Below are 25,903 nucleotides of genomic sequence, written 5' to 3'. Positions count from 1 at the left end.
GGTTCAGGCGGTCACGACTGGCACACCGGGCACCAGTAGAGCTTGCGCGCACCGATCTCCTCGAGCAGGACGTTCGTGCCGCAGACCCGGCAGGGCAGTCCCTCGCGCTTGTAGACGTAGTTGCGCTCGGCCCGGCTGCGCACGGCGGCGGAGCGCTGCGTCTTCGTCAGTCCCCGGCGCGTGATCATCATCCCGGTCCGGATGCCGTCCTCGAGCAGGAGCGCCCAGTCGGCCCAGAGCTCGCGCGCGAGCTCGAGCGGCACCAGCTTGCCGGGCGTGTGCGGGTCGAGGCCGGCGCGGTAGAGCAGCTCGGCGCGGTAGATGTTGCCGATGCCGCTGACGACCGACTGGTCCATCAGCACGAGCCCCACCGGCGTGGCCGTCTTGCGCAGCCGGTTCACGAAGCGGTCGCGCGCCTCGTCGGAGTCGTCCGCCGCGGGGTCGGGACCGAGCCGAGCGAGCAGCGCCTCCACCTGCGAGTCGTCCATCACCTCGCAGGCCGTCGGGCCGCGCAGGTCGGCGACCGTCTCCTCCGTCTGGATGCGCACGCGCACGGCGCCGATCGGCGGCGGCGGGAACTCCTCGAGGTCGCTGTCGGTCTCGTGCTCGGTCTCGGAGAGCCGGACGGCCCGGCGGCGGCGCGGGGCGCCGATGCTGCTGCCGGCCTTGCCGTCATCGAACAGCGGCGAGACGTGACCGAGGAAGTCCCAGGCACCGTAGAGGCCGAGGTGCACGTGCAGCGTCGCATCGCCCTCGAAGCGCAGCAGCAGGTGCTTGCCGACCGCGGTCGACTCGAGCACGGTGCGGCCGTCCAGCAGCGCGGCACCCTCGGTGAAGCGGCCCTGCGGGCTGCTCGTCGCGACGGCGTGGCCGACGATGTCGCGCTCGAACTGCAGCGCGATGCGGTGGACGGAGTGGCCCTCGGGCACCTAGCGGCCGCTCGAGGCGGAGTCGACCGTGCGGCCGGCGATGTCGCCCGTGGTCTCGTACTCCGCGAGCTGCGCGATGCGGCGCACGTGGCGCTCCTCGAAGGAGAACGGCTCGGCGACGAAGGCGTCGATGAAGTCCGTCGCCTCCTCGACCGAGTGCTGGCGCGCTCCGATCGAGATCACGTTGGCGTCGTTGTGCTGACGGGCGAGCACCGCGGTGCTGAGGCTCCAGACCAGCGCGGCGCGGACGCCCGCGACCTTGTTGGCCGCGATCTGCTCGCCGTTGCCGGAGCCGCCGAAGACGATGCCGAGCGCCTCGACGCCGGCCTCCTGGTCGCGCACGACCGCGGCGGCCGCGTTGATGCAGAACGAGGGGTAGTCGTCGAGCGGGTCGTACGAGGTGGGGCCGTGGTCGACCACGTCGTGGCCGGCGGCACCGAGGTGCTCGATCAGGTGCCGGCTGAAGTCCAGCCCGGCATGGTCCGTTGCGATGTGGATGCGCACGCGCTCGTCCTCCGGAAAGCCGTCGTGGCCCGTGGATCCGGGCCGGGAGTCAGGGTACCGCTCGCGCGGCGGCCCGGTCCTCAGGAGAGGACCGGGTCGCCCGCGCGGACCGCGGCTCAGTCGAAGATCGGGTCGCGGGTGCGCGAGCGCTTGAGCTCGAAGAAGCCGTCGTACGAGGCCACGGCGACGAGGCCGTCCCAGAGCGAGAGCGCCTGCTCGCCGCGCGGGATGGGCGAGATGACCGGCCCGAAGAAGGCGATGTCGCCGATCGCGATGACCGGCGTGCCGACGTCCTGGCCGACCCGGCCGATGCCGTCGAAGTGCGAGGCGCGCATCGGCTCGTCGTACTCGTCCGTGTCGGCGAAGGCGGCGAGGTTCGCGTCGAGGCCGACCTCGGCGAGCGACTCGGCGATGATCGCGTCGACGTCCGTGCGGCCGCCGGGGTGGATCCGCGTGCCGAGCGCGTCGTAGAGCGGCTTGACCTTGTCCTGCCCCTCACGCTCGCCCACGGCGGCGACGAGGCGCGTGTAGCGCAGGGCGCGCGGGAAGAACGCGCGGTAGTCGTCGCTCACGTCCTGGTCCTCGTTGAGCACGGCGAGGCTCATGATGTGCCAGGTGACGTCGAGGTCGCGCCCCTCCGTCACCTCGTCCACGAAGCGGGAGGTCATCCAGGCCCACGGGCAGGAGGGATCGAACCAGAAGTCAACGGCGGTCATGAGGCAACGCTACGCCTCTCAGCGCCTCTCGGGTGCGCGGGTGCGGAGCGGCCCTAGGGTGGATCGGTGGCGCCCGCACCCCGGCGCCGAAGCCGCAGCGCCGAGACGAACGGATGGAGCACCCTGTGCCTGGAGACAACCTCACCCGGAGCGAAGCGCAGGAGCGCGCCTCGCTGATCCAGGTCGACGCCTACGACGTCGCCCTCGACCTCACGCGGGGGGCCGAGACCTTCCGCAGCACCACGACCGTGCGCTTCACGGCGACGGAGGGGGCGTCCTCCTTCATCGACGCGATCACGAAGACCGTGCACTCGGTCACGCTGAACGGCGTCGAGCTCGACCCGGCCGACGTCGCCGACGGCGTGCGCATCCGCCTCGACTCGCTGGCGGCCGAGAACGTGCTGCGCGTCGACGCCGACGCGCTGTACACGAACACGGGCGAGGGCCTGCACCGCTTCGTCGACCCGGTCGACGGCGAGGTCTACCTGTACTCGCAGTTCGAGGTTCCCGACTCGCGCCGCGTCTTCGCGGTGTTCGAGCAGCCCGACCTCAAAGCCGCCTTCTCCTTCACGGTGACCGCGCCCGCCGCCTGGCAGGTCGTCTCCAACCAGCCGACCCCCGAGCCGGTCCCGGCCGGCGACGGCGTCGCGACCTGGAGCTTCGAGCCGACCCCGCGGATCTCCTCGTACATCACCGCGCTCATCGCCGGCCCCTACGTCGTCGAGACCGACTCGCTGGTCTCCTCCGACGGCCGCACCGTGCCGCTCGGCGTCTTCGCCCGTGCCTCGCTCGCGCCGTTCCTCGACGCGGACTACGTCTTCGAGAAGACCAAGCAGGGCTTCGCCTTCTACGAGGAGAAGTTCGGGGTGCCGTACCCGTTCGCGAAGTACGACCAGCTCTTCGTCCCCGAGTTCAACGCCGGCGCGATGGAGAACGCGGGAGCGGTCACCTTCACCGAGACCTACGTCTTCCGCTCCAAGGTGACCGACGCGGTCAAGGAGCGCCGGGTCGTCACGATCCTGCACGAGCTCGCGCACATGTGGTTCGGCGACCTGGTGACCATGAAGTGGTGGAACGACCTCTGGCTGAACGAGTCGTTCGCCGAGTACGCCTCCACCCTCGCGACCGCCGAGGCGACCGAGTGGACCGAGGCCTGGACCACCTTCGCCGCGATGGAGAAGAGCTGGGCCTACCGCCAGGACCAGCTGCCCTCGACGCACCCGATCGTCGCGACGATCAACGACCTCGAGGACGTCCAGGTCAACTTCGACGGCATCACCTACGCCAAGGGCGCCTCGGTGCTCAAGCAGCTGGTGGCCTGGGTCGGCGAGAAGGAGTTCCTCGCCGGCGTGCACGAGTACTTCGTGAAGCACGCGTTCTCGAACACCGAGCTGCGCGACCTGCTGGTCGAGCTCGAGGCGACCAGCGGCCGCGACCTGACCGAGTGGTCGGCGCAGTGGCTCGAGACGGCCGGCGTGAACACGCTCCGCCCCGAGATCGAGGTCGACGAGGAGGGCGCCATCGCCTCCTTCGCGATCCTGCAGAGCGCGGTCGCCGACTACCCGACGATCCGCCCGCACCGCCTCGCGATCGGCCTCTACGACTTCGAGGGCGACCGCCTCGTGCGCATCGACCGCCTCGAGCTCGACGTGGACGGCGAGCGCACCGAGGTGCCCGAGCTGATCGGCCGCACCCGCCCCGCGCTGGTGCTGCTCAACGACGACGACCTCGCCTACGCGAAGATCCGGCTGGACGACGCCTCGCTCGCCGTCGCGATCGAGCACCTCGCGAGCATCAGCAGCCCGCTCGCGCGCTCGCTGGTCTGGGGCTCGGTCTGGGACGCGACCCGCGACGCCGAGTCGGCGCCGCGCGACTTCGTCCGCCTCGTGCTCGGCAACATCGCGACCGAGACGGAGTCGACGACGCTGCGCACGGTCCTCGGCCAGTTGGTCAGCACCGCCTCGCAGTACGTCGCGCCGGAGCACCGCGACAAGGTCCTCGCGGAGGTGGGCGACCGGCTGTGGGCGCTCGCGCAGGGCGCCGAGGCCGGCAGCGACGCGCAGTTCCAGTTCGTGAAGGTGCTCGCCGCCGTCGCCACGACGCCCGCCCACCTGGACGCCGTGCAGGCGCTGCGCGACGGGACCACGACGCTGCCGGGGCTCGAGATCGACACCGATCTCTCCTGGGAGCTCCTCATCGCTCTCGTGGCCGGCGGGCGGGCGGACGCCTCGGACATCGACGCGGCCCTCGCTGCCGACAACACCGCGACGGGAGCGCAGTCCGCGGCGAACGCCCGCGCAGCGATCCCGACGGCAGAGGCCAAGCGCGCGGCCTGGGACTCGGTGACGCTCGACGACTCGGCGCCGAACACCATCGTGCGTGCGACGGGGCTCGGCTTCCAGCACACCAGCGACCCCGCCGTCCTCGAGGCGATGGTGCCGGTGTACTTCGACGCCCTCCGCTCACTGTGGGACGCGAAGAGCTACAAGATCGCCGAGTACCTCGTCGTCGGCTTCTACCCGGCGGCGACGCCGACGCCCGCGATCGTGGACGCCACCCGCGCGTGGCTCGACGCGAACCCCGACGTGCCGGCGCTGCGCCGCCTCGTCATCGAGAACCTGGCCGGCGTCGAGCGCGCCCTGCGCGCGCAGGAGCGCGACGCAGCGCTCTGAGCGCGACAGCCCTGCTGATCGAGTAGCGCACGCAGCGCGCGTATCGAGATCCCCCGTCACCAGGAGGAGCGGGTCTCGATACGCCGCTGCGCGGCTACTCGACCAGCATGCGGGGGGGGCTAGCGCTCCGGGACAGCGCGGCGGGCCGGGCCGGCGTACGCCGACAGCGGGCGGATGAGCGCGTTCGAGGCGCGCTGCTCCAGGACGTGCGCGGTCCAGCCGACGACGCGGGCCGCGACGAAGAGCGGCGTGAAGAGCTCCGTGTCGAAGCCCATCAGGCGGTAGGCCGGACCGGACGGGTAGTCGAGGTTCGGCAGGATGCCCGTGCGCTCGGCCATCTCGGCGGCCAGCGCGTCGTAGAGCTCGAGCATGTCGTCCGCCCCGGCCTGCTCCGCCACCCGCCGGAGCGCAGCTTCCATCGTCGGCACGCGCGAGTCGCCCGACTTGTAGACGCGGTGGCCGAAGCCCATGACCTTGCGCTTCGCCCCGAGCGCGTCCGCCAGCCAGGCCCGCGCGCGGGGACCCGCCTCCGGCCCGAGGCCGATCTCGTCGAAGACGTGCAGGACGGCCTCGTTCGCGCCGCCGTGCAGCGGCCCCTTCAGCGCGCCGACCGCCGCCGTCACGGCCGAGTGGACGTCCGAGAGCGTCGATGTGACCACGCGAGCCGTGAACGTCGAGGCGTTGAACGAGTGCTCGGCGTAGAGCACCAGGGACACCCGGAAGGCGTCGACGACCACCGGGTCGGGCAGCTCGCCGAAGGTCATCCAGAGGAAGTTCTCCGAGTAGTCCAGATCGTCGCGCGCGGCGATCGGCTCCTGACCGTGCCTGCGGCGCTGGATCGCGGCGACGACCGCGGGCAGCACCGCCCAGAGTCGCATCGAGCGCTCCAGGACCGCCTCCGGCGACTCGTCCTCGGGGTCCGCCTCCAGCGCGCCCAGCACGCTCACCGCCGTGCGCACGACGTCCATCGGATGCGCCGTCACCGGCAGCAGCTCGACCACCGCACGCACCTCCGGCGCCGGCTCCCGGTGCGCGCGCTCGAAGGCGCGGAGCTCCTCGGTCTCGGCGGGAGTCGGCAGCTCGCCCTTCCACAGCAGCCAGGACACCTCCTCGAAGGAGCAGGACGCCGCCAGCTCCTGCACCGGATAGCCGCGGTACAGCAGCGAGTTCGACTCCGGATCGACCTTCGAGACCGCCGTGGTGTCGACGACGACCCCCACGAGTCCCTTGCGGATGTCCTGCTCGGTGGTGCTCATCGCTCGCTCCTTCGCGATCGGATCGGCGACCGGAGCCGCCGGGGTGGGTCGTGGCTCAGGCGCCGTGGTGGCCGGCGAGGCTGAAGTCGAAGACGCCCTCGTCGAAGCGGCTGTAGGACGAGTAGTCGAGCAGCTCGTAGAGCTCGGCCCGCGTCTGCATCCCGGCGACCTCGGACTGCAGCGAGCCCTCGGCCTTCAGCGCGTCGAGCGCGCGCATCGCCGCGCCCATCGCGATGCGGAGCAGCGACACCGGGTAGATCACGATGTTCACCCCGACGTCGGCGAGCTGCTGCGTCGTGAAGAGCTCGCTCTTGCCGAACTCGGTCATGTTCGCCAGGACCGGGACGTCGATCGCGGCGCGGACGGCCTCGAACTCGCTGAGGTCGCGCATCGCCTCGGGGAAGATCGCGTCGGCCCCGGCGTCGACGAGGCGCTTTGCCCGGTCGATCGCGGCCTGCAGCCCGTCGAGCGCGCGGATGTCGGTGCGGGCCATGATCACGAGACCCGGATCGCGGCGGGCGTCGACCGCGGCGGCGATGCGCCGCACGGAGGTGCTCTCGTCGACGACGGCTTTCCCGTCGAGGTGCCCGCAGCGCTTCGGATTGACCTGGTCCTCGATGTGCAGGGCCGTCACTCCGGCGTCCTCGAGCATCTGCACGGTGCGCGCGACGTTGAGGGGCTCGCCGAAGCCGGTGTCGGCGTCGATCAGGACGGGCAGGTCGGTCATCCGCGCGATCTGCTGGCCGCGGCCCGCGACCTCGCTCAGCGTGGTCAGGCCGATGTCCGGCAGGCCGAGCTCGGCCGAGAGCACGGCGCCCGACACGTAGACGCCGTCGAAGCCCTTCTCCTCGATCAGCCGCGCCGACAGCGGGGTGAACGCCCCCGGCAGCTGCAGCAGCTCGCCGGTCGCGAGCCGCTCGCGGAAGAGGCGGCGCTTCTCGGCGGGAGTCCGGGTGGAGTGGAGCATCGGGCGTCCTTCCCCTGTGGCGGAGTTCGGGAGCGGAGTGCGGGGGCCGGGCCGGCCCTCGTCGAATCTATCCCCCGGACGCCGCCCGGCGGCGTTCCGGCGTCACCGGAGCCGGCCAGCGCGCGTCCCTTAACCTGGACGGGATGCTGCTACTCGAGACCTCCACCCCAGACCCCGTCGCCGCGACCATCTCCTTCTTCGACTCCGAGCTCTTCTGGAAGAGCGTCGCCGTCCTCGCGATCGTGCTCGGCGCCCTGCTGGCCCGCGTCATCGCGCACTTCGTCGTCGGGCGCGTCGTCGATCAGATCGTCTCGGGGGTGAAGAAGCGCCAGCGCGTCGAGGACACCCAGGCCATCGCCGCCTCGCCCCTCGCCGCGGTCAGGGTCGTGCAGCGCACGAGGACCCTCGGCTCGATCCTCAACAACATCAGCTCGATCCTCATCGTGGTCATCGCCGTCGTGATGATCGTGAACACCATCGACAACACCCTGATCGGCTCCTTCGCGCTGCTGACCGCCGCGCTCGGCGCCGGCCTCGGTTTCGGCGCGCAGAACATCGTCAAGGACGTCCTCAACGGCCTGTTCATGGTCGCGGAGGACCAGCTCGGCGTCGGCGACGTCGTCGACACCGGCCAGGCCACGGGAGTGGTCGAGAACGTCGGCGTGCGGATCACCCAGATCCGCGACGTCAACGGCACGCTCTGGTTCGTCCGCAACGGCGAGATCGTCCGCGTCGGCAACATGTCGCAGGGCTGGTCGCGAGTGATCATCGACCTGGCCGTGCCCTACGAGACGGACCTCGAATCCGTGCAGAGCACGATCCTCAGCACCGCGAACGAGCTCGCCTCGAGCAGCCGTTGGCGGGCGCGGATCATCGACAAGCCCGAGCTCTGGGGCCTCGAGTCGATCGCCGACGACGCGCTGGTCATCCGCGTGGTCCTGAAGACCCGCACCACCGCGAAGGACGACGTGGCGCGCGAGCTCCGCATCCGTCTCAAGCGCGCCCTCGACACGCTCGACGTCAAGCTGCCCTCGCTCAGCGCGGTGGTGCTCAGCGGCTTCGAGGGCGCCACGAGCGTCGGCGGCGTGAAGGGACCGCGCACGACGCCGACCGCCACGGTCACGACCGAGCACGGGAAGCCGGTGCGCCTGCCGCGTGCTCTGCGCAAGCCGAAGGCACCGCCTGCGCCCGAGCAGACGCCGCCCGCTCAACGACCGCAGGACGGCGGCCCCGTGCCGCCGCAGACGGGGCCGCGCTCGTGAGCGGGCTGCAGATCGGCGGCACTCCCCCGATGCGCTCCTTCTGGGAGCACCTCGGCGGGCGACCGACCTTCGAGCGCCTCGTCCGCCGCTTCTACGAGGGCGTCCGCGAGGACGAGGTGCTCTGGCCGATGTACCCCGAGCACGACCTCGAGGGTGCGATCCAGCGGCTCACCGGCTTCCTCGAGCAGTACTGGGGCGGACCGGGCACCTACAGCGAGGAGCGCGGGCACCCACGGCTGCGGATGCGGCACCAGCCCTTCAAGGTGAACCCCGAGGCCCGCGACCACTGGCTCGCGCACATGCGGGTCGCGGTCGACGAGCTGGAGCTGGCTCCGGCCGACGACGCGATGCTCTGGGACTACCTGGAGCGCGCTGCGCACGCGATGGTCAACACCTTCGAGGAGTAGCGCTCGGCGCTTCCGGCCGACGGTGCGTCAGGCGGGGGTGCGGACGAGCACGTGCCCGCGCCGCGAGGTGAGCCGCCGCCACTGGCCGCTCTCGAGCAGTGCGACGGGGTCGTCCGCGCCGAGGAAGCCGAGGGCGAACAGCGCGAAGGCGGCGCCGGCGGGCACGTCCTCGAGACCGTCGAGCGGACGGCCCCAGACGGTCGAGCGCACGCGGCCGACGATCTGCTCGCCGGTCTCGGAGCCGACCGCCGCGGCGATCTCGTCGATGCCGTCGCGGGCGACCTTCTCGAGGAACGACGGGTCGACCGGCTCGCGCCGCTGCCAGCCGCCGCGCGGCGGCGAGATGCCGGCCCAGGCGCCCGCCGTGGCGTCGTCTCCGTCGGGCAGCACGACCGGCTTGCCGTCCGCTCCCCCGGGCTCCCACTGCAGGCGGGCGAGCCGGTCGGAGAGGGCGCGGATCTGCACCACCCGGTCGAAGGCGGTCGGCTCGTCGAGCGCGAAGACGCGCAGGCCGAGCACCGTCGAGGAGCGGTCGAGCAGGCCGCGCGGCTGGAGGATGGCGGTGTACGCGGCCAGGATGCGATCCTGCGCGAGCAGGCGCACGGCGCCGTCCTCGACACGCGCGGACCGGCCGAGGAACACGCGCAGATCGGAGAGGCTGGGCGGATCCGCCAGGGAGAAGGACGACATCATCGCGTCGATAAACTTACCCGAGGCCGCTCTCCTGATCGGCAGACACCCCGGAGGTCCCGTGTCCGATCCGCTCTCCTCGTTCCTCACCGCCCTCGATCTCGTCGACACGGGCGCGCGCACCAGCGAGGACATCTCCACCGGTCCCTCGCAGTGGATGCCGGAGGGCCGCGTCTTCGGCGGCCAGGTGCTGGCGCAGTCGCTGATCGCGGCCGGCCGCACCGTCGAGGAGCGCAGCGTGCACTCGATGCACGGCTACTTCCTCCGCCCGGGCGACGTCTCGCAGCCGATCACCTTCTCGGTCGACCGCATCCACGACGGCCGCTCGTTCGCCACCCGGCGGACGCAGGCCTATCAGAACGGGGCGCCGATCCTCTCGATGATCGCGTCGTTCCAGACCGAGGACGAGGGCCTGGACCACCAGACGCCGATGCCGGAGGGCGTGCCCGATCCGGAGTCGCTGCCGAGCACCGCCGAGGTGCTGAAGGGCGTCGACCACCCGGTCGGCAGCTTCTGGGCGACGCAGCGGCCGTTCGACGTCCGCCACGTCGAGCAGCCGGTGTACCTCCGCGCCGATCCGAGCCGCACGGCGCACCAGTGCGTCTGGATGCGCGCGCTCGGCCCGCTGCCGGACGACGCGCTGCTGCACCGCGCCGCCCTCGCCTACGCGAGCGACTACACGATCCTCGAGTCGACGCTGCGGCGGCACGGTGCGGCCTGGATCACCCCGGGACTGCGCATCGCGAGCCTCGACCACGCGATGTGGTGGCACCGCCCCGCGCGCGTCGACGAGTGGCTGCTCTACGTGCAGGAGTCGCCGAGCGCCTCCGGCGGCCGCGGGCTCTCGCTCGGCCGGATCTACTCCCGGGACGGCCGCCTGGTGGCGAGCGTCGCCCAGGAGGGCATGGTCCGCGTCCCGCTCGGCTGAGCGGTCCGGCTCGCGCCGGGACCGCCCGCCGGAGGGGACGGCGTCAGCTCCGCTTGGAGAAGGCGACGGGCTCCTCGACGTACGGCGCCCAGACCTCGCGGAGCTCCTCCGGGATGCGCTCGGGGCGACCCGTGGCAGCGGTCACCATGACGAGCGTCGTCGCGGCCTTCGTGTAGAGCACGCGCGGCTCGACGCCCGTCGGCGAGTACAGCTCGTAGCAGACCTCGAGGCTCGCGCCGCCGATCCGCCCGATCCACAGCTCGATGTCGAGCGGAGCGCGCATGTACGGGATCGGCGCGAGGTACTCGATCTCCTGCCGCGCGATCAGGCTGATGGTGCGCGCACCCGGCCGGGCGTCGAGCACCGCCGTCGCCCTCCCGCCCGGCTCCGGGGAGTCGGGGCGCCAGAACGCCTGGATGCGCGCCTCCTCGAGCAGGCGCAGCATCTCGGCGTTGTTGACGTGCGCGTAGGCGTCGAAGTCCGACCAGCGCAGCGGGATGGCGACGTGCAGGCGCATCAGTCGCGGGTGAGCTTGCGGTACGCGGAGCGGTGCGGCTTCGCCGCGTCCGGACCGAGGCGCTCGATCTTGTTCTGCTCGTACGACTCGAAGTTGCCCTCGAACCAGTACCAGTTGGCCGGGTCCTCCTCGGTGCCCTCGTAGGAGAGGATGTGCGTCGCGATCCGGTCGAGGAACCAGCGATCGTGGGTGATCACCACGGCGCAGCCGGGGAACTCGAGCAGCGCGTTCTCGAGGCTGCCGAGCGTCTCGATGTCCAGGTCGTTGGTGGGCTCGTCGAGCAGGAGCAGGTTGCCGCCCTGCTTGAGCGTCAGCGCCAGGTTGAGGCGGTTGCGCTCACCACCGGAGAGGATGCCGGCGCGCTTCTGCTGGTCCGGGCCCTTGAAGCCGAACTGCGAGACGTAGGCCCGCGAGGGGATCTCGGTCTTGCCGACCTGGATGTAGTCGTGTCCGTCGGAGACGACCTCCCACAGGTTCTTGTTCGGGTCGATGCCGCCGCGGGTCTGGTCGACGTAGGAGATGTCGACGGTGTCGCCGATCTTCAGGTCGCCCGAGTCGAGCGGCTCGAAGCCGACGATCGTCTTGAAGAGCGTGGTCTTGCCGACGCCGTTCGGGCCGATGACGCCGACGATGCCGTTGCGCGGCAGGGTGAAGCTGAGGTCGTCGATCAGGACGCGGTCGCCGAACGACTTGTGCAGCTTCTTCGCGTCGATGACCTGCGAGCCCAGGCGCGGGCCGACCGGAATGACGATCTCCTCGAAGTCGAGGACGCGCGTCTTCTCCGCCTCCGCCGCCATCTCCTCGTAGCGCGCGAGGCGCGACTTCGACTTGGTCTGGCGGCCCTTGGCGTTGCTGCGGACCCACTCGAGCTCGGTGGTCAGGCGCTTGGCGAGCTTCGCGTCCTTCTTGCCCTGCACCTCGAGGCGGGCGCTCTTCTTCTCGAGGTAGGTCGAGTAGTTGCCCTCGTAGGGGTAGAGGTGACCGCGGTCGACCTCGGCGATCCACTCCGCGACGTTGTCGAGGAAGTACCGGTCGTGGGTCACGGCGAGGACGGCGCCGGGATACTTGGAGAGGAACTGCTCGAGCCAGAGCACGCTCTCGGCGTCCAGGTGGTTGGTGGGCTCGTCCAGCAGCAGCAGGTCGGGCTTCTGCAGCAGGAGCTTCGTCAGCGCGACGCGGCGCTTCTCGCCACCGGAGAGGCTGGTGACGGGCGAGTCCCCCGGCGGGGTGCGCAGCGCGTCCATCGCCTGCTCGAGCTGGGAGTCGAGGTCCCAGGCGTCGGCGGCGTCGATGGCCTCCTGCAGGGTGCCCATCTCGGCGAGGAGGGTGTCGAAGTCGGCGTCCGGGTCGGCCATCGCCAGCGAGATCTCATTGAAGCGGTCGATCTTGCCCTTGATCTCGCCGACGCCCTCCTGGACGTTCTCGAGCACCGTCTTCGTCTCGTCGAGCTCCGGCTCCTGCATGAGGATGCCGACGGTGTAGCCCGGGCTCAGCCGCGCCTCGCCGTTGCTCGGGGTGTCGAGCCCAGCCATGATCTTCAGGATCGTCGACTTGCCGGCGCCGTTCGGGCCGACCACGCCGATCTTCGCCCCGGGCAGGAACGACATCGTGACGTCGTCCAGGATCAGCTTGTCGCCGACCGCCTTGCGGGCGCGCACCATCGAGTAAATGTATTCAGCCACTTCAGTCCCTCAACCGCTCGTACGTTCTCGGAGCCCCGCTCTCCGCCGCGGGCGTCCCGTTCGTCGGGTGCCCCTCGGCCGGAATGTCGCCGGTGATCGACCACCGCACGCGGGAGCGCGGGCGGGAAGGTCGGAGGCCGGGCCGGTACCGAGGATACCGGCTGGACGCGCGGAGCGTTCGGCTCGCTGCTCCGGCTCCGGCCGCCGGCTCAGCCGTCGAGGGGGACGGTGCTGCCGATGAGGCAGGCGCCGGTCGCGATCGGAGCCGCGACCGCAGTACGGACGCCGTCCACCTTGGGCCCGTACTGCCCGATGAGGCAGGCGTCGCTCGCCTTCACCGAGACCTGGACGGAGTCGGCCTCGAGGCCGACCGAGGTCTCGTCGGCGGTGAGCTGCATCGACTCCTTCGCGAAGCCGGCGGCCACGAGAGCGTCGACGACGCTCCGGCCGGGCGTCTCCGGATCGGAGCCGGCGGCGGCGGTGACGATCTCGCGGAAGAAGGGGAGGTTCTCCTCGGCGGTGCCGCCGGGCACCAGCGCGACAGGGGCGGCGGGCTCCTCGGTGGACGGGGCGGCCGACGCCGACGGGCTCTCGGCGGCCGGCGGCGCGGTGGGCGCCGTGCAGCCGGCGATGCCGATCAGCAGCGCGAGGACCGCTCCCGCTCGCAGGCCGGCGCGGACGACGGTCCGTGTGCTCACTCGAATCCCTCCCGCGGCGGCCGGACGCGCGCCGAACGCCGCGTCAGAACGGGGCGTCGGCCGAGTCTAACGAGGCCTCGGACGGCTCCGACGCGGAGGCGCGCGCTGCGCCCCAGTCGCCGCCGGAGGACGCGGAGGTCGCGCCCGCGACGGCGGCCGGCGCCTCCGGGCTCCAGCCGCTCGCGCTGCTCGTGGCCGCCTCAGGCGCGGCCGCCTCGGGGGCGGCCGCCTTCGCCCGCCCGACCGTCCGGGTGCAGCGGGTCGTGCCCCAGGCCAGGTCGTGGCCGAGGCCCTCGGCGATCACGCTGACGTCCGTCCCCGTCTTGCCGCCGGACTCCCACGAGCGGACGGAGAGGCGCCCGGTGACGAGGACGCGATCGCCGCGCGCGAGCGAGGCCAGGGCGTTGCCGGCCAGCCCGTTGAAGGCGTTCACGGTGTACCAGTTGGTCGAGCCGTCCACCCAGCGCTGAGTGGAGCGGTCGTAGCGTCGCTGGGCGGACGCCAGGCGGAAGGTCGTCATCGCGGTGCCGCTCGCCGTATCGACGCTGCGCGGCTCGGTGCCGATGACTCCGATGACGGTCAGGGTGTCGGTCATGCTGCTGTCCTCTCCTCGGTCGCCGCCACGGGCGGCGCTCCTCTGCTCCCGACGCGACTGCGACGGGGACGCCGCCCGGGCGGAGGGGGCCGGAACCACCCGGGCGACGCAGGGACAGTGTCGCGACGAAGGGCCCGCCTCTGTGCTGGAGGCGGGCCCTTCGGTGGAGAGCCGGCGAGATCGTCGCCTGGGGAGGAGCGCTAGGACGCGAGGATGTACTTGGAGTACGACTTGCGGATCTTGTTCACCTTCGGCAGCGCCACCGCGAGGCAGTAGCCCTGGCCGGGGTTCTTGGCGAAGAAGTCCTGGTGGTAGTCCTCGGCCTCGTGATAGACGCCCAGCGGCGCGATCTCGGTGACGATCGGGCCGTCCCACCACTCGGAGGCGCGGTCGCGGGCGGTCTCGAACAGCTCCTTCTCCTCGTCGGAGGAGTAGTACATGGCCGAGCGGTACTGCGTCCCGACGTCGTTGCCCTGGCGGTTGAGCTGCCGCGGGTCGTGCAGCGTGAAGAACACGTCGAGGATCACCTGCTCCGGGATGACCTCGGGGTCGAAGGTGACGGCGACGGCCTCCGCGTGCCCGGTGCGGCCCGTGCAGACGGACTCGTAGTCGGGGTTCGAGGTCGCTCCGCCGGTGTAGCCGGAGACGACGTCGGTCACGCCGTCGAGGACGCGGTAGACGGCGTCCAGACACCAGAAGCATCCTCCGGCGAGTACGAATGTGCGCATTGCGTGTGACTCACTTCCTGTCGCATCGACGCGTCCGGGGTGCCGGGCACGTCTCTCGATCCAACACCTCCGGCACTGTGCGCATTCCGCACGGCTCGGGCGCTGGAATAGAGTCGGCCCGTGAGCTACGACGCCGCCCCCGCCCGCTACGACGCCATGGACTACCGACGCGCAGGACGGAGCGGGCTGAGGCTGCCCGCCCTCTCGCTCGGCCTCTGGCACAACTTCGGATCCGACCGCCCCCTCGACACCCAGCGCGCGATCCTGCGCCGCGCGTTCGACCTGGGGATCACCCACTTCGACCTCGCGAACAACTACGGTCCGCCGTACGGCGCCGCCGAGACGGCGTTCGGCCGCCTGTTCGCCGAAGACTTCCGCCCGTACCGCGACGAGATGATCATCTCCTCCAAGGCCGGCTACGACATGTGGCCCGGCCCGTACGGCGACGGCGGCTCGCGGAAGTACCTGCTCTCCTCGCTCGATCAGAGCCTGACCCGGCTCGGACTCGACTACGTCGACGTGTTCTACTCGCACCGCCCCGACGCCGAGACGCCGATCGAGGAGACGATGGGCGCGCTGGTCTCGGCCGTCGAGCAGGGCAAGGCGCTCTACGTCGGCATCTCGAACTACAGCCCGGAGCAGACCCGCGCCGCCGAGGCCGCCCTGGCCGGCAGCGGCGTGCACCTGCTGCTGCACCAGCCGCGCTACTCCCTCTTCGACCGCCACATCGAGGACGGCCTCTTCCCGGTCCTCGACGAGATCGGCACGGGCTGCATCGTCTTCTCGCCGCTCGCGCAGGGGTTGCTGACCGACCGCTACCTCGACGGCACGGTCCCGGCGGGATCCCGCGCGGCGACCTCGCGCTTCCTCTCCTCCGACCGGATCGACGAGAAGTACCTCGAGCGCGCCCGCGGTCTGAACGCGATCGCCGAGGGCCGCGGCCAGACCCTCGCGCAGCTCGCCCTGAGCTGGGTCCTGCGCGTGCCGACGGTCACGAGCGCCATCATCGGCGCCTCGAGCGTCGCCCAGCTGGAGCAGAACGTCGCGGCCCTCGAGGCCGGACCGCTGACCGAGTCGGAGACCGCCGCGATCGAGGAGTTCGCGGTGCACGGGACGTCGCTGAACTGACGGTCCTGACCTGAGCGCCGCGGGCCGGCGGCGATGTCGGTGGTCGCTCGTAGTCTGCGAGAGCACTCGGCCGGTGGGTGCCCCCGCATTCGACGACCAGCAGGAGGAAGCAGTGTCCCTCACCACCCTTCACGCCACCCGCGTCCCGCCCACCCTCACCCGCGTGAACGCCCGCCTCTGGCGCGTGAGCACGGGAGCCGGCTCGATCGTCGGGCACGTCGAGCTCGTCGAGGGCCCGCAGGGCGAGAGGTACCGCGCCCGGCTCCTGCGCGCGGGCATGCCGGCCGGCGCCGAGATCGGCGAGTTCTGGAGCGTCGAGGACGCCGTCGAGGTCTTCCGGGTGGCCTGAGCCCCGGCTCGGCGCGCCGATCCCCCGGGGGTCGGCGCGCCTGACCGGTGTGCCGCCGGGCCCCGGGCTAACGTTCGGCTCATGCAGTGGTGGAACGAATTCGTGACCTGGGTCCAGACGGCCGAAGGGCGCCAGTCGGTGTTCGTCGGCGCACTCGTCCTCCTCGCCGTGATCGTCGGGGTGATCGTGGCCGCCCTCGTCCTCCGCTCGGCGATCGCGCGCCTGATCCGGCAGCAGGAGCACGAGCGCAAGAACGCGGTCATCGCGACGCTGATCGATGCCGCGGTCGACGCCTCCGCCTGGAACGTGCTCAGCCAGTCCGAGCGCATCCTGAGCGACCGCGCCGCCGCGCAGGCCGAGACGCACCTCCGCCTGCTCCCCGTCAAGGGCTCGGGAGTCGCCGCGAACTGGGCCGCGCACGAGCTCGCCGATCTCAAGCACACCTCGTCGACCGGCGGGTACCAGACGCAGGCGAGTGTCGGCGAGTTCCGCGACCGCCTCGTGCTCTGGCGCGACAAGCCGAACCGAGCCCGGAAGGCGTTCCTCGCCGACCTGGAGCGCTGGCGCTTCTCGGAGACCTCGCGCCCCGAGGCCACGAAGACCACCGGCTCGACGGAGGGCTCCTCCGACCGCGCCCCGGAGCCCGTCCGCACGACCCCTGCTGCCGCTGCTGCGACCCCAGTGGTCGTCGGTGCCGGGTCGAGCACCGAGCCGACCGCCGCCTTCGAGCGGCCGTCGACGCCGACCATCGTCCTGCCGCCCGCCTCCGACGGCCCGCACAACGACGAAACGCGCCGACTTCTCGCCGACGTCGACCGCCTCGACGTCCCGTCGCGCGAGCGGCCCGTCGAGGAGCTGCCGCCCGTCGAGCAGCGCGCCCCGAGCACGGAGGCGGACTCCGCGGAGGAGCCGGACGAGTCCTCGGCCGAGCGCGACCAGAGCGCCGCGACCACCCGGACGGCCGAGTAGCCGTCCCAGGGAAGAAGAGAAGGCCCCGATCGCGAATGCGATCGGGGCCTTCTCCGTGGTGCAGTTCGTACGCCTCAGACGTGCGCATCTCGAGCACGAGCGACTCGACCGACCAGCACAGCGAGGGGCGCCGCGATGATCGTCCACGCGACGGCGATTCCGCCGAGAATGGCGAGGAGCAACATGGTCGTACCTCCGTTTCTTACGTCGTTGTAATTCCGGTGCACGACCAGCCTAGGGGCGGGTGGAGGGGCGGAACGGCTGATGCGGCGAAACACGCCGGTGTTGCTCAGATATCTGCACTGTGCTAGCGCCGCCCGGGCCGCGAGCCCGCGTCCGGGGGACCTGCCGACCCGCGTCCGGGTGGCACGAGCGGAAGGGGCTCGACGGAGGGGATCCGACGGGCGGGCGGAGCGATCGCCGCGGTCGTCGTGAAGAGGAAGTGCCCCCGGCAGGACTCGAACCTGCGACCGTCAGATTAGAAGGCTGCTGCTCTATCCGCTGAGCTACGGGGGCGTCTCGCCAGGCTACTACGGCGCCTCCACGGGGCGGTCTCGCCACGGCGCCGGCAGCAGGGCCGGGTCAGGCGCCCTGCACGAGACCCAGCACGCCGACGACCAGGGAGACGACGGCGAGCAGCAGCGAGATCCCGATCAGGATCGTGTGGACGCGGAGGAAGGTCGTGGCGCGGCCGGAGGCGTCGCGGGCCCGCGGGTCCTTACGCACCCGGCGGAGGAACGGCGGCCAGACGACGGCGTTCCAGACGGCGTTGGCGATCAGCAGCACGCAGACGAGGATCATCACGGAGAACGAGTCTAGGAGGCGCTCCCCCGCCGCCGCGGTCGTGTCGGTGGCCGCGGATAGACTTCGGCGCATGAGTAGCGCCCCCGACCGTCTTGTCTGGATCGACTGCGAGATGACGGGACTCGACCTCGCCGTCGACGAGCTCGTCGAGATCGCCGTGATCGTCACCGACTTCGATCTCGAACCCCTCGACGAGGGGCTGTCGATCGTCATCCGCCCCGACGCGTCGGCGCTGGAGAACATGGGCGACTTCGTCCGGAACATGCACGAGACGTCGGGCCTCCTGAAGGAGATCCCGGACGGCGTGAGCGTCGCCGAGGCCGAGTACGAGGTCCTCGAGTACGTGCTCAAGCACGTCCCCGCCGAGCAGCAGGCTCCGCTCGCCGGCAACTCCATCGGGACCGACCGGGCGTTCCTGGTCAAGTACATGCCGCGTCTCGACGCGCACCTGCACTACCGCAACGTCGACGTCTCGACCGTGAAGGAACTGGCCCGCCGCTGGTTCCCGCGCATCTACTTCAACGCCCCGGCCAAGCACGGCGGCCACCGCGCCCTCGCCGACATCCTCGAGAGCATCCGCGAGCTCCGCTTCTACCGCCGGGCCGTCTTCGTCCCCGACCCGGGCCCCACCTCCGCCGAGGTGCAGGCCGTCTCGGCCGCCGTCGTGGACGAGTTCGCCTCGCGGATGTAGTACTCTCGTACAGTTGCTTCGCGGGTTCGCCCCGCGGAACACCGTCCTGGTGGGTATAGCTCAGTTGGCAGAGCGCCTGGTTGTGGTCTAGGAGGTCGCGGGTTCGAGCCCCGTTACTCACCCCAGTTGTAAAGAAACCAGCTCGGAAGGCCCGGAGTCGATGGCTCCGGGCCTTCCGTCTTTCCGCCGCCGGAGATCCGCTCCCCTACCCGATCGACGACGAGAGGCCAGGCGATGCTCACCCTCGACGAGGCCGAGTTCGAGACGCTGGTCGTCGCCGAGCTCGACGCCCTCCCGGACGACATGGTCGACGGGCTCGAGAACGTCGTCTTCGTGGTCGAGGACCGCCCCGAGGACGGCTCGCTCGATCTGCTCGGCCTCTACGACGGTGTCGCGCTGACCGAGCGCGAGCGCTACGGCTTCGGCGAGATGCCCGACCGGATCATCCTCTACCGCGAGCCGCACCTCGCCGCCTGCGAGAGCATCGACGAGCTCCGCGACGAGATCCACGTCACCCTCGTGCACGAGATCGCGCACTTCTACGGCATCGACGACGACCGCCTGCACGAGCTCGGCTGGGCCTGACCCCTCAGCCTGGGGCGACGGCCTCCGGATCGCTCGAGTCCAGCACCAGGTCGGCGCCCTCGCGGGGACGCTCCCGCGCGCAGTAGCGCCGGAACTGCTCGTCCCAGGAGTCCCAGTGCGGCTCGAAGAGCGCGCCGTCGCGGGCGAGGGCGCGCTGCTTCCGCTGCGCCTCGTCCGCCTCGACCCAGACGGTGAGGTCGGCGAAGCGCCGGCTCCGCTCCCCCGCGGCCCCGCAGCCCTCGAGCAGGAGGAGCGGTGCCTCGGTGCTGCGCGGGCCGGCGGTCGTGGCGGCCGCCCAGTTCCAGGCCTGCCAGCGCGCGCCGAGCCCGAGCGCGTGCGGCCGGACGATCCGGTCCGCCGCGATCGCGACCGAGCGGTCGAGCCCCGACCAGCCGGGGTAGACGTCGTCCATCCGCACGAGCGCGACTGCGGGAGCGCAGGCGGACCGCCGCAGCTCCGCCAGCAGCGCCAGCGCGAACGTCGACTTCCCCGAGCCGCTCGGGCCGTCGAGCACCACCGTGCGCGCCCGGCGGGCGATCACGGCGGCGGCGAGCATCCGCGCGGTCGCCCCGGTGAGGTGCCGCGCGTCAGCCATTCAGCACGAAGCTCCAGGCGCCGGTCAGCACGGCCGCGGTCACCGCGACCGCCGCGATCGCCGCGCCGCCCAGCATCAGCAGCCCGTCGAACGCGCCCAGACGCGACTCCCGCGCCCAGGTCCGCGGCGTGTCCGAGCCGAAGCCCTTCGCCTCCATCGCCGTGGCCAGGCGGCTGCCGCGCCGGATCGCCAGCACCAGCAGCGAGAAGCTGCGGGCGCCGAGGCTCTTGAGCGCCGCGATCGGCCCGCGACCATCGGCCACGCCCCGCGCCCGGCGCGCCATCGCGAGGGTGCGCCAGTCGTCGGTGAGCAGGCCGACGAGCCGCATCCCGGCGAGGCCGCCCAGGACGAAGCGCGCCGGGAGTCGGAGGATCTGCGCGAGCCCGTCCGCGAGATCGGTCGGATCCGTCGTCGCGATCAGCACGACGCTCGGCAGGCCGATGGCGAGCACGCGCAGGGCGATCGCGGCGCCGAGGGCGACGGAGCCCTCCGTGACGGAGACGAAGAGGAACTGCCCGAGCACCGCGCCGCTGTCGCGCCCGTAGAGCACCGTCGTGACACCCGCGAGCGGCGCCGCGATCCAGACCGGAGCAGTACGGCGCACCAGGTCGCCGGGACGCAGCCCGACGAAGGGCAGCACGAGCAGCTCGAGCGCGAGCGCGGTCGCCGCGGACACGACGTCGACCGTCAGGATCAGGACGACGGCGATGACGAGGCTCGCGACGAGCTTCGCGACGGGGTTGGCACGGGCGATGCGGCCGCGGGCCGGGATCGCGTCCAGGAGCGTCATCCGGTCACCACCGTCGGCTCACCGAGGCGGACCACCGCGTCGGCGAGGGCCGACACCAGGTGCTCGTCGTGGGTGACGGCGAGCACGGCGCGGCCGTCCGCGCGCAGCTCGGCCAGGAGGTCGACGACCACGTCCCAGGTCCGCCGGTCCTGCCCGAAGGTCGGCTCGTCGAGCACGACGACGGCGGGACGCCGGACCAGCGCCGACGCGACGGTGAGCCGCCGCTTCTCACCGCCGGAGAGGGTGAACGGGTTCGCCTCGGCGAGGTGCGCGAGGCCGAGGCGCTCGAGCAGTTCGTCGGCGCGGCTCCGCTCCGCCTCGTCGCGTGCGCCGAGGTGCAGCTCCTGGCGGACCCGCGCCGTGAGGAACTGGTGCTCCGGCTCCTGGAACACCATCGCGACCCGATCGGCGAGCTGCCGCGAGCTCCAGCGGTGCGGGTGCAGAGACGCTCCGTCGCGCACCTCGGGAGAGGCGACGATCTCGCCCCCGGCCGGCGGGAGGAGACCGGCGAGCGTCAGGGCGAGCGTGGACTTGCCCGCGCCGTTCGGGCCCAGCACGGCGGTCACCCGGCCGGCGTCGATCGTCAGGTCGAGGCCCGTCGCGATCAGGGGCGGCGTGCGCCGGCCGAACACGGGACGGGCGAGATCGAGCGCGGCGGCGGTGAGGGCGGTCGATGCGGGTGCCGGTGACTCGACGCGCCGCTCCGGGTGCTCGCCGGGGAGCCAGACACCCGCTGCCACGAGGACACCGCGGGCGCGCTCGATCACGGGACGCGGCTCGCCGTCCACGACGACCGTGCCGTCGGCGCCGAGCACGACGATCCGGTCGACGAGGTCGATCCAGACGTCGACGCGGTGCTCGACGACGATCAGGGTGGCGCCGGAGCGCGCCGTGGTCCGCTCGACCGCGGAGCGCACCTCCTCGACCCCGCGCGGATCGAGGTTCGCGGTCGGCTCGTCGAGCAGCAGGAGGCGGGGCTGCATCGCGAGGACGCCGGCGAGGGCGAGCCGCTGCTTCTGCCCGCCCGAGAGCGCGGACGTCGAGCGGTCGAGGGCGACGTCGAGACCGACGTCGTCGAGCGCGCGCCGCACCCGCGCCGGGATCTCCGCGCGCGGCACCCCGAGGTTCTCGCAGGCGAAGCCGACGTCGTCGCCGACGCGGGCCAGCACGGCCTGGGTGTCCGGGTCCTGGAGGACGAGTCCGGCCACTCCGCGGCGCTCCGCAGGCGAGGCGCCGTCGATGCTCAGCTCGCCCTCGCCGGCGCCGTCCTCCTCGCCGCCGAGCACCCCGGCCAGCGCGTGCAGGAGGGTGCTCTTGCCCGCGCCGGACGGGCCGAGGAGCAGGACGCGCTCGCCCGGCCGTACCTCGAGGTCGAGCCCGGTCACGGCCGCGGTCGACCGGCCCGCGTGGCGCCAGCTCCAGCCGCGGGCCCGGATCGACGCGCCGCTCATCGAGCGCCCGCGCCCGCCCCCTCGACCACGCGGCCCTCCCGGCCGGAGGCGAAGCGGTCCAGCGCCCCGGAGGCGGCGAGGCCGCGCACCGCGAACCAGGGCAGGAGCCCGGCGAGGACGGCGCCGGACACGAGCGACGACACGACGTAGACCGTGCGGAACAGGTCGTCGACGGCGGGGTAGTAGACCAGCAGGTCGTTGACGGCGAGGGCGAGGCCCGCACCCGCTCCGGCGAGCATCGCCACGAGCGGGCGTCCGCTGCGGTAGAGGAAGAGGGCGAGCACGATCTCGGCGCCGAGGCCCTGAACGAGGCCGGAGAGCAGGACGGCGAAGCCCCACTGCGTGCCGATCAGCGCCGAGACGACCGCCGCGAGCAGCTCCGTGTAGAGCGCCGCGCCGGGCTTGCGGATGATGAGGCCGCCGAGCACACCGGCGAAGAGCCAGCCGCCGCCGAGGAGGCCGCCGAGGCCGGGGAGGAACTCGAAGGCGACGCCGAGGACGTTGGTCGCGATGCCCCACGCCCAGAAGACGATGCCGGCGGCGACGGCCACGACGCTGGCCACGACGATGTCGACGACACGCCAGCGGAGGTCCCGGGGACGGCCGGCGGAGGAGGGCGGGGACTTCTGCGCGGCGGTGCTCTGCGCGGCGGTGTTCTGCGCTGGTGTGTTCTGCGCTGGTGTGTTCTGCACTGACGTGCCCTTTCGTGGAAGCGAAACGGGGCACGGGTCGAAGAAGAGGAGATCGAAACGTTCCTTCGCTGGCATGACCCAGATCAGGTTCGACGGTCGAAGGCTGCTGCCTTCCTCTCAGCCCGGTGCACCGGACTCCCGTGTTCGTCAGCAATCATAGACAGCATGTCGTGGTCGGTGGTGCTCGTCCTCGCCGCGGTCCTCGTGGTGCTCCTGCAGGTGCTGCTCTGGCGGCGCCGCTTCCGGATCCGCCGCGAGCTGCTCAGCTACGGCACGCGGGTGTCCGGTCGGGTGGTCGCGCAGGATCCGTCCCGCGGAGACGCCTCGGCGGCTCGCGATCTCGGGCGTCTGCTCGTCGCCTACCGCCTCGTCGACGGCGAGGAGCGGCACCTGGTGAAGACCCCGCAGCGGCGGGGCGACGCCTGGATGGCGGGCGAGCCCGTCGCCGTCATCTACGACCCGCGGCGGCCGAACGACGCCGAGCGGCTGATCGTCGGCTTCGGCCGGACGAAGAAGACCTGGTTCACGGCGCGGCCCCAGCGCTGAGACCGCGCCCGGGCTGCTACTTCTTGAGCGCGCGGATGATCCGCGCGAGCGCCTTGCCGGAGACCCAGACCAGCGGGACGCCGACGGCGAGGACCGAGACGATGTTCGGCTGGAAGCGCAGTCCCAGGTCGTCCTTGATGTAGGCGCCGATCGGGACCACGGCACCGCCGCCGCCGCCTCCGCCGCCCTCCTGGCCGTCCTCGGAGCCGCTGCCGCCGCCGAAGCCGAACCAGCGCAGCGAGACGGGGACGAGCGAGACGCCGTCGACCTCGATCGGGTCTCCGTAGCTCGTCGCGGCACCCGCGGAGGTCACTTTGTCGGCCAGGGAGACAGCGATGTTGGGCATGGCCCGACGCTACTCCGCGGGCCGAACGGGCGACAAGCGGCGCACCGGCGCGCACAGGACTCCCCCACCTCCTCCCCGAGGTCTGCTGCGATGATCGTCGGATGCCGTCCCGCCCGCGCCGCCGCCGACCAGGTCGCGCCGCGACCGTCGCGGTCGCGAGCCTGCTGCTGGCGGCGTTCCTCGCCTTCCACCGCGTGCTGTGGGACGCGGCCGGCTGGCTGTCGGTGGTCGAGACCGCGATCCCGTGGTCCGGACTCGCGGTGCTCCTCCTCGTGGCCGCCGCGGTCGCTCTGCGCTCGCGCGGCGCCGGGGCGGCGGTGACCGTGCTCGTGACGGTCTACGGCGTGCTCGTGCTCCCGGTGGCGCTGCCCGCACCGGCGGTCCGCTCCGGATCGTTCACCGTGATCAGTCAGAACCTCGGCACCGGCGACGACGCCGGAGCGCTGGCAGCGGAGCTGGCGACGAGGGAGCCGGACGTGCTCGCCTTCCAGGAGCTCGCGGGCGAGGACCGCGAGGCGGTCGACGCGGAGCTCTCGGACGAGTACCCGCACTCCTACGTGGTCGGCACGGTCGGACTGTGGAGCCGCACCGAGCTCTCGAACGGCGAGCCGCTCGATCTCGGGCTGGACTGGAACCGCGCCCTCGCGGTCGACGTCGACACCCCGCTCGGGGCGACGCGGCTCTTCGTGGTGCACCTCGCCTCGTTCCGCCTCGGCGATCACGCCGAGCGCGACACGATGCTGGGCGGCCTCGCCTCGGCGCTCGCGGACGACGCGTCGGACCGCACGCTCGTGGTCGGCGACTTCAACACCGCGACCGACGACCACCTGCTCGCGCCGGTCCTCGACCAGGCGGCGCTGGTCCGCACCTCCGGCATCGGCTTCCCGGCGACCTGGCCGGCTCTGCTGCCGCTGGTCTCGCTCGATCACGCTCTGGCGGACGGGGTGCCCGCCGCGACCCTCGAGGTCCTGCCGCCGAACGGCTCGGACCACCGGCCGATCAGTCTGACGATCGGTTCCGCGTAGCGAGGGTGTCGCTGATGTCGATGCCCTTGGCCGACTCCGGAGCGGAGCGCGAGAGCAGCGACGCCGGCCGGACGGCACCGGTGCCGAAGCGCGCCGAGACGCCGTCGACCGCCAGCTCGGCGTCGCGCCAGTCGTCGGAGTCGCTCCAGAGCGAGAAGGCGACGTCGTCGCCCTCGACGAGCTGCTCGCCGCGGACGCCGATCAGGCGCACGGGCCGGCGCAGCGGATTGGCCGCCTCGAGGAGCGCGGACGACGCGTCGTAGAGCACGCGCGCCACGTCCGTCGCCTCGGGCAGCGTGCGCGAGCGGGTCAGGGTGCTGAAGTCGCCGAATCGGACCTTGACGGCGACGGTGCGGCAGCGCACTCCGGAGCGGCGCATCCGCACGGCGACCTTGTCGCAGAGGCGCAGCAGCTCGCGGCGGACCAGCTCGGGGTCGGCAACGTCGTCCGCGAAGGTGATCTCGTGGCCGGCGCTCTTCTCGATCTGCCGGGTGTCGACTGGGCGGGGATCGACGCCGTTGGACAGCGCGTGCAGGCGGCGGCCGGTGGCGTCGCCGAGCGCCGAGACCAGGGAGGCGAGCGGCGTGGTCGCCACGTCGGCGACGGTCCGCAGGCCCCGGCGCACCAGCGCCTCCTCCGTGCTGGCCCCGACGCCCCAGAGCGCGCTCACCGGCAGCGGATCGAGGAAGGCCTGCACCCCGTCGGACGGCACGACGAGCAGGCCGTCGGGCTTGGAGCGGCCGGAGGCGAGCTTGGCGACGAACTTGGTGCTGGCGATGCCGACGGAGCAGGTGAGCCCGAGCTCGTCGTGCACCCTCCGGCGGATCTCGGTGCCGATGGCCCAGGGCGAGCCGGAGATGCGCCGCGCGCCGGCGACGTCGAGGAACGCCTCGTCGATGCTGAGCCGCTCGACGAGCGGGGTGAAGGAGTCGAAGATCGCCATCACCCGGCGCGAGGCCTCGCGGTAGCGGTCCATGTGCGGCTCGAGGACGATCGCGTGCGGGCAGCGGCGCAGGGCGACGGCCATCGGCATGGCCGAGTTGATGCCGTACTTGCGCGCCTCGTAGGTGGCGGCGGTGACCACCGAGCGCGAGCCGATGTGCCCGACGACGACCGGCTTGCCGCGCAGCTCCGGGTGCTCGAGCAGCTCGACGGAGGCGAAGAACGCATCCATGTCGACGTGCAGGATGCTCGCGCGCGGGTCGTCGAGGGGCTCGGTGGTGACCTGCCGCCCGCTGCCGTCCTGCTTGCTCACGTTCCGCCCTGCTCGAGTGGCGCACCGCTCCCCTGACGGCGGTGCTTCCGAGGATCATGGTCGCACGCACCACCGACACCGGGCCGCCCTCGCGCGGACCCGCCCCGGTGGGAATGGCGGCGCCGC

At 72.1% G+C, this 25,903-nt stretch carries 29 protein-coding genes, 2 tRNA genes and 1 riboswitch; of the genes, 12 read left to right on the top strand and 19 right to left on the bottom strand.

Annotated features, from left to right (window positions below):
• Positions 1–11: 11 nt before the first annotated feature.
• The 3 genes from EDF22_RS07010 to EDF22_RS07000 all read right to left on the bottom strand — a co-directional run bounded on the left by EDF22_RS07010 (position 12) and on the right by EDF22_RS07000 (position 2,149).
• A complete protein-coding gene (locus EDF22_RS07010; protein WP_123703475.1) occupies positions 12–929 on the bottom strand; it encodes an Fpg/Nei family DNA glycosylase in 918 nt (305 codons plus the stop codon).
• Positions 930–1,433 carry a ribose-5-phosphate isomerase gene (locus EDF22_RS07005; protein ID WP_123703473.1) on the bottom strand — a complete coding sequence of 168 codons (504 nt, stop codon included), beginning with the start codon at positions 1,431–1,433 and terminating at the stop codon, positions 930–932.
• A 116-nt stretch (positions 1,434–1,549) separates the two neighbouring features.
• On the bottom strand, positions 1,550–2,149 hold the full coding sequence (locus EDF22_RS07000; RefSeq protein WP_123703471.1) for a DsbA family protein: 600 nt from the start codon (positions 2,147–2,149) through the stop codon (positions 1,550–1,552).
• A gap of 125 nt (positions 2,150–2,274) precedes the next feature.
• On the opposite strand from EDF22_RS07000, the gene pepN reads away from it, so the two are divergent.
• Positions 2,275–4,821, top strand: a complete 2,547-nt coding sequence (gene pepN / locus EDF22_RS06995) for an aminopeptidase N (RefSeq protein ID WP_123703469.1) — start codon at positions 2,275–2,277, stop codon at positions 4,819–4,821.
• A 119-nt stretch (positions 4,822–4,940) separates the two neighbouring features.
• Here the strand turns inward: pepN and EDF22_RS06990 are convergent, their stop codons facing one another.
• Together EDF22_RS06990 and prpB are read right to left on the bottom strand one after the other, a co-directional pair.
• Positions 4,941–6,077, bottom strand: a complete 1,137-nt coding sequence (locus EDF22_RS06990; protein WP_123703467.1) for a bifunctional 2-methylcitrate synthase/citrate synthase — start codon at positions 6,075–6,077, stop codon at positions 4,941–4,943.
• 55 nt (positions 6,078–6,132) lie between these two features.
• Positions 6,133–7,044: a methylisocitrate lyase gene (prpB, locus tag EDF22_RS06985; RefSeq protein WP_123445786.1), complete on the bottom strand. Its 912-nt coding sequence runs from the start codon at positions 7,042–7,044 to the stop codon at positions 6,133–6,135.
• Between the two features lie 143 nt (positions 7,045–7,187).
• Between prpB and EDF22_RS06980 the strand changes: the two genes are divergently transcribed.
• Together EDF22_RS06980 and EDF22_RS06975 are read left to right on the top strand one after the other, a co-directional pair.
• Entirely contained in the window at positions 7,188–8,306 is a 1,119-nt protein-coding gene (locus tag EDF22_RS06980) for a mechanosensitive ion channel family protein (RefSeq protein WP_123703465.1), read from the top strand.
• A gap of 29 nt (positions 8,307–8,335) precedes the next feature.
• Positions 8,336–8,713, top strand: coding sequence for a globin (locus EDF22_RS06975; RefSeq protein WP_123704787.1), 378 nt, complete (start codon positions 8,336–8,338; stop codon positions 8,711–8,713).
• Between the two features lie 27 nt (positions 8,714–8,740).
• Here EDF22_RS06975 and EDF22_RS06970 read toward each other — a convergent pair whose 3' ends face one another.
• Positions 8,741–9,403, bottom strand: coding sequence for a hypothetical protein (locus tag EDF22_RS06970; RefSeq protein WP_260303330.1), 663 nt, complete (start codon positions 9,401–9,403; stop codon positions 8,741–8,743).
• 61 nt (positions 9,404–9,464) lie between these two features.
• On the opposite strand from EDF22_RS06970, the gene EDF22_RS06965 reads away from it, so the two are divergent.
• A complete protein-coding gene (locus tag EDF22_RS06965; protein ID WP_185019959.1) occupies positions 9,465–10,331 on the top strand; it encodes an acyl-CoA thioesterase II in 867 nt (288 codons plus the stop codon).
• A 43-nt stretch (positions 10,332–10,374) separates the two neighbouring features.
• Here the strand turns inward: EDF22_RS06965 and EDF22_RS06960 are convergent, their stop codons facing one another.
• From EDF22_RS06960 to msrA, 5 genes are all read right to left on the bottom strand, one after another.
• On the bottom strand, positions 10,375–10,848 hold the full coding sequence (locus EDF22_RS06960; RefSeq protein WP_123703462.1) for a thioesterase family protein: 474 nt from the start codon (positions 10,846–10,848) through the stop codon (positions 10,375–10,377).
• Complete coding sequence (ettA, locus tag EDF22_RS06955) at positions 10,848–12,530, bottom strand: energy-dependent translational throttle protein EttA (RefSeq protein ID WP_123445782.1); 1,683 nt, start codon at positions 12,528–12,530, stop codon at positions 10,848–10,850. Before ettA ends, EDF22_RS06960 begins: the two co-directional genes overlap by 1 nt.
• Positions 12,531–12,739: 209 nt before the next feature.
• On the bottom strand, positions 12,740–13,228 hold the full coding sequence (locus EDF22_RS06950; protein ID WP_123703460.1) for a DUF6993 domain-containing protein: 489 nt from the start codon (positions 13,226–13,228) through the stop codon (positions 12,740–12,742).
• Between the two features lie 43 nt (positions 13,229–13,271).
• The gene (locus EDF22_RS06945; protein ID WP_123703458.1) at positions 13,272–13,823 is read right to left on the bottom strand and encodes a single-stranded DNA-binding protein; all 552 of its coding nucleotides are present in this window, start codon (positions 13,821–13,823) and stop codon (positions 13,272–13,274) included.
• Positions 13,824–14,023: 200 nt separating this feature from the next.
• Positions 14,024–14,551 (bottom strand): peptide-methionine (S)-S-oxide reductase MsrA, encoded by a 528-nt coding sequence (msrA, locus tag EDF22_RS06940; protein ID WP_123703456.1) that lies wholly within the window; start codon positions 14,549–14,551, stop codon positions 14,024–14,026.
• A 120-nt stretch (positions 14,552–14,671) separates the two neighbouring features.
• Here msrA and EDF22_RS06935 point away from each other — a divergent pair, with 120 nt between their 5' ends.
• From EDF22_RS06935 to EDF22_RS06925, 3 genes are all read left to right on the top strand, one after another.
• On the top strand, positions 14,672–15,679 hold the full coding sequence (locus EDF22_RS06935) for an aldo/keto reductase (RefSeq protein ID WP_123703454.1): 1,008 nt from the start codon (positions 14,672–14,674) through the stop codon (positions 15,677–15,679).
• 112 nt (positions 15,680–15,791) lie between these two features.
• A complete protein-coding gene (locus EDF22_RS06930) occupies positions 15,792–16,028 on the top strand; it encodes a hypothetical protein (RefSeq protein ID WP_123703452.1) in 237 nt (78 codons plus the stop codon).
• Between the two features lie 81 nt (positions 16,029–16,109).
• Positions 16,110–16,997: a hypothetical protein gene (locus EDF22_RS06925; protein ID WP_148059138.1), complete on the top strand. Its 888-nt coding sequence runs from the start codon at positions 16,110–16,112 to the stop codon at positions 16,995–16,997.
• A 443-nt stretch (positions 16,998–17,440) separates the two neighbouring features.
• Here the strand turns inward: EDF22_RS06925 and EDF22_RS06920 are convergent.
• Together EDF22_RS06920 and EDF22_RS06915 are read right to left on the bottom strand one after the other, a co-directional pair.
• Positions 17,441–17,513 (bottom strand) — tRNA-Arg (locus tag EDF22_RS06920).
• 66 nt (positions 17,514–17,579) lie between these two features.
• Positions 17,580–17,798: an SCO4848 family membrane protein gene (locus tag EDF22_RS06915; RefSeq protein WP_123445775.1), complete on the bottom strand. Its 219-nt coding sequence runs from the start codon at positions 17,796–17,798 to the stop codon at positions 17,580–17,582.
• A 73-nt stretch (positions 17,799–17,871) separates the two neighbouring features.
• On the opposite strand from EDF22_RS06915, the gene orn reads away from it, so the two are divergent.
• The 3 genes from orn to EDF22_RS06900 all read left to right on the top strand — a co-directional run bounded on the left by orn (position 17,872) and on the right by EDF22_RS06900 (position 19,077).
• Positions 17,872–18,492: an oligoribonuclease gene (orn, locus tag EDF22_RS06910; protein WP_123703448.1), complete on the top strand. Its 621-nt coding sequence runs from the start codon at positions 17,872–17,874 to the stop codon at positions 18,490–18,492.
• Positions 18,493–18,541: 49 nt separating this feature from the next.
• Positions 18,542–18,617 (top strand) — tRNA-His (locus tag EDF22_RS06905).
• 109 nt (positions 18,618–18,726) lie between these two features.
• Positions 18,727–19,077, top strand: coding sequence for a metallopeptidase family protein (locus EDF22_RS06900; RefSeq protein WP_123703446.1), 351 nt, complete (start codon positions 18,727–18,729; stop codon positions 19,075–19,077).
• 4 nt (positions 19,078–19,081) lie between these two features.
• On the opposite strand, the gene EDF22_RS06895 is transcribed toward EDF22_RS06900, so the two are convergent.
• The 4 genes from EDF22_RS06895 to EDF22_RS06880 are packed head-to-tail and all read right to left on the bottom strand — an operon-like array spanning position 19,082 to position 22,605.
• The gene (locus EDF22_RS06895; RefSeq protein ID WP_123703444.1) at positions 19,082–19,672 is read right to left on the bottom strand and encodes an ATP-binding protein; all 591 of its coding nucleotides are present in this window, start codon (positions 19,670–19,672) and stop codon (positions 19,082–19,084) included.
• Complete coding sequence (locus EDF22_RS06890; RefSeq protein WP_123703443.1) at positions 19,665–20,462, bottom strand: energy-coupling factor transporter transmembrane protein EcfT; 798 nt, start codon at positions 20,460–20,462, stop codon at positions 19,665–19,667. The genes EDF22_RS06895 and EDF22_RS06890 overlap by 8 nt, the downstream gene beginning before the upstream one ends.
• Positions 20,459–21,913: an ABC transporter ATP-binding protein gene (locus EDF22_RS06885; RefSeq protein ID WP_185038780.1), complete on the bottom strand. Its 1,455-nt coding sequence runs from the start codon at positions 21,911–21,913 to the stop codon at positions 20,459–20,461. Before EDF22_RS06885 ends, EDF22_RS06890 begins: the two co-directional genes overlap by 4 nt.
• Positions 21,910–22,605 (bottom strand): ECF transporter S component, encoded by a 696-nt coding sequence (locus EDF22_RS06880; protein WP_123703441.1) that lies wholly within the window; start codon positions 22,603–22,605, stop codon positions 21,910–21,912. The genes EDF22_RS06885 and EDF22_RS06880 overlap by 4 nt, the downstream gene beginning before the upstream one ends.
• Positions 22,606–22,648: 43 nt before the next feature.
• A riboswitch (TPP riboswitch) is annotated at positions 22,649–22,756 on the bottom strand.
• A 14-nt stretch (positions 22,757–22,770) separates the two neighbouring features.
• Here EDF22_RS06880 and EDF22_RS06875 point away from each other — a divergent pair.
• On the top strand, positions 22,771–23,151 hold the full coding sequence (locus tag EDF22_RS06875; RefSeq protein WP_123703439.1) for a DUF3592 domain-containing protein: 381 nt from the start codon (positions 22,771–22,773) through the stop codon (positions 23,149–23,151).
• Between the two features lie 16 nt (positions 23,152–23,167).
• Here the strand turns inward: EDF22_RS06875 and EDF22_RS06870 are convergent, their stop codons facing one another.
• Entirely contained in the window at positions 23,168–23,497 is a 330-nt protein-coding gene (locus tag EDF22_RS06870) for a hypothetical protein (RefSeq protein ID WP_123445768.1), read from the bottom strand.
• A gap of 101 nt (positions 23,498–23,598) precedes the next feature.
• Here EDF22_RS06870 and EDF22_RS06865 point away from each other — a divergent pair, with 101 nt between their 5' ends.
• Positions 23,599–24,522, top strand: coding sequence for an endonuclease/exonuclease/phosphatase family protein (locus tag EDF22_RS06865; protein WP_123703437.1), 924 nt, complete (start codon positions 23,599–23,601; stop codon positions 24,520–24,522).
• Here EDF22_RS06865 and dinB read toward each other — a convergent pair.
• Positions 24,497–25,777, bottom strand: coding sequence for a DNA polymerase IV (gene dinB / locus EDF22_RS06860; RefSeq protein WP_123703435.1), 1,281 nt, complete (start codon positions 25,775–25,777; stop codon positions 24,497–24,499). The two genes, EDF22_RS06865 and dinB, sit on opposite strands and share 26 nt — an antisense overlap.
• Positions 25,778–25,903 lie beyond the last annotated feature (126 nt).

Source organism: Rathayibacter sp. PhB127 (assembly GCF_003751665.1).
GTDB classification, from domain to species: domain Bacteria; phylum Actinomycetota; class Actinomycetes; order Actinomycetales; family Microbacteriaceae; genus Rathayibacter; species Rathayibacter festucae.
The sequence above is the reverse complement of the archived record's forward strand: the minus strand, read 5'-3'. Positions and strand labels throughout refer to the sequence as shown.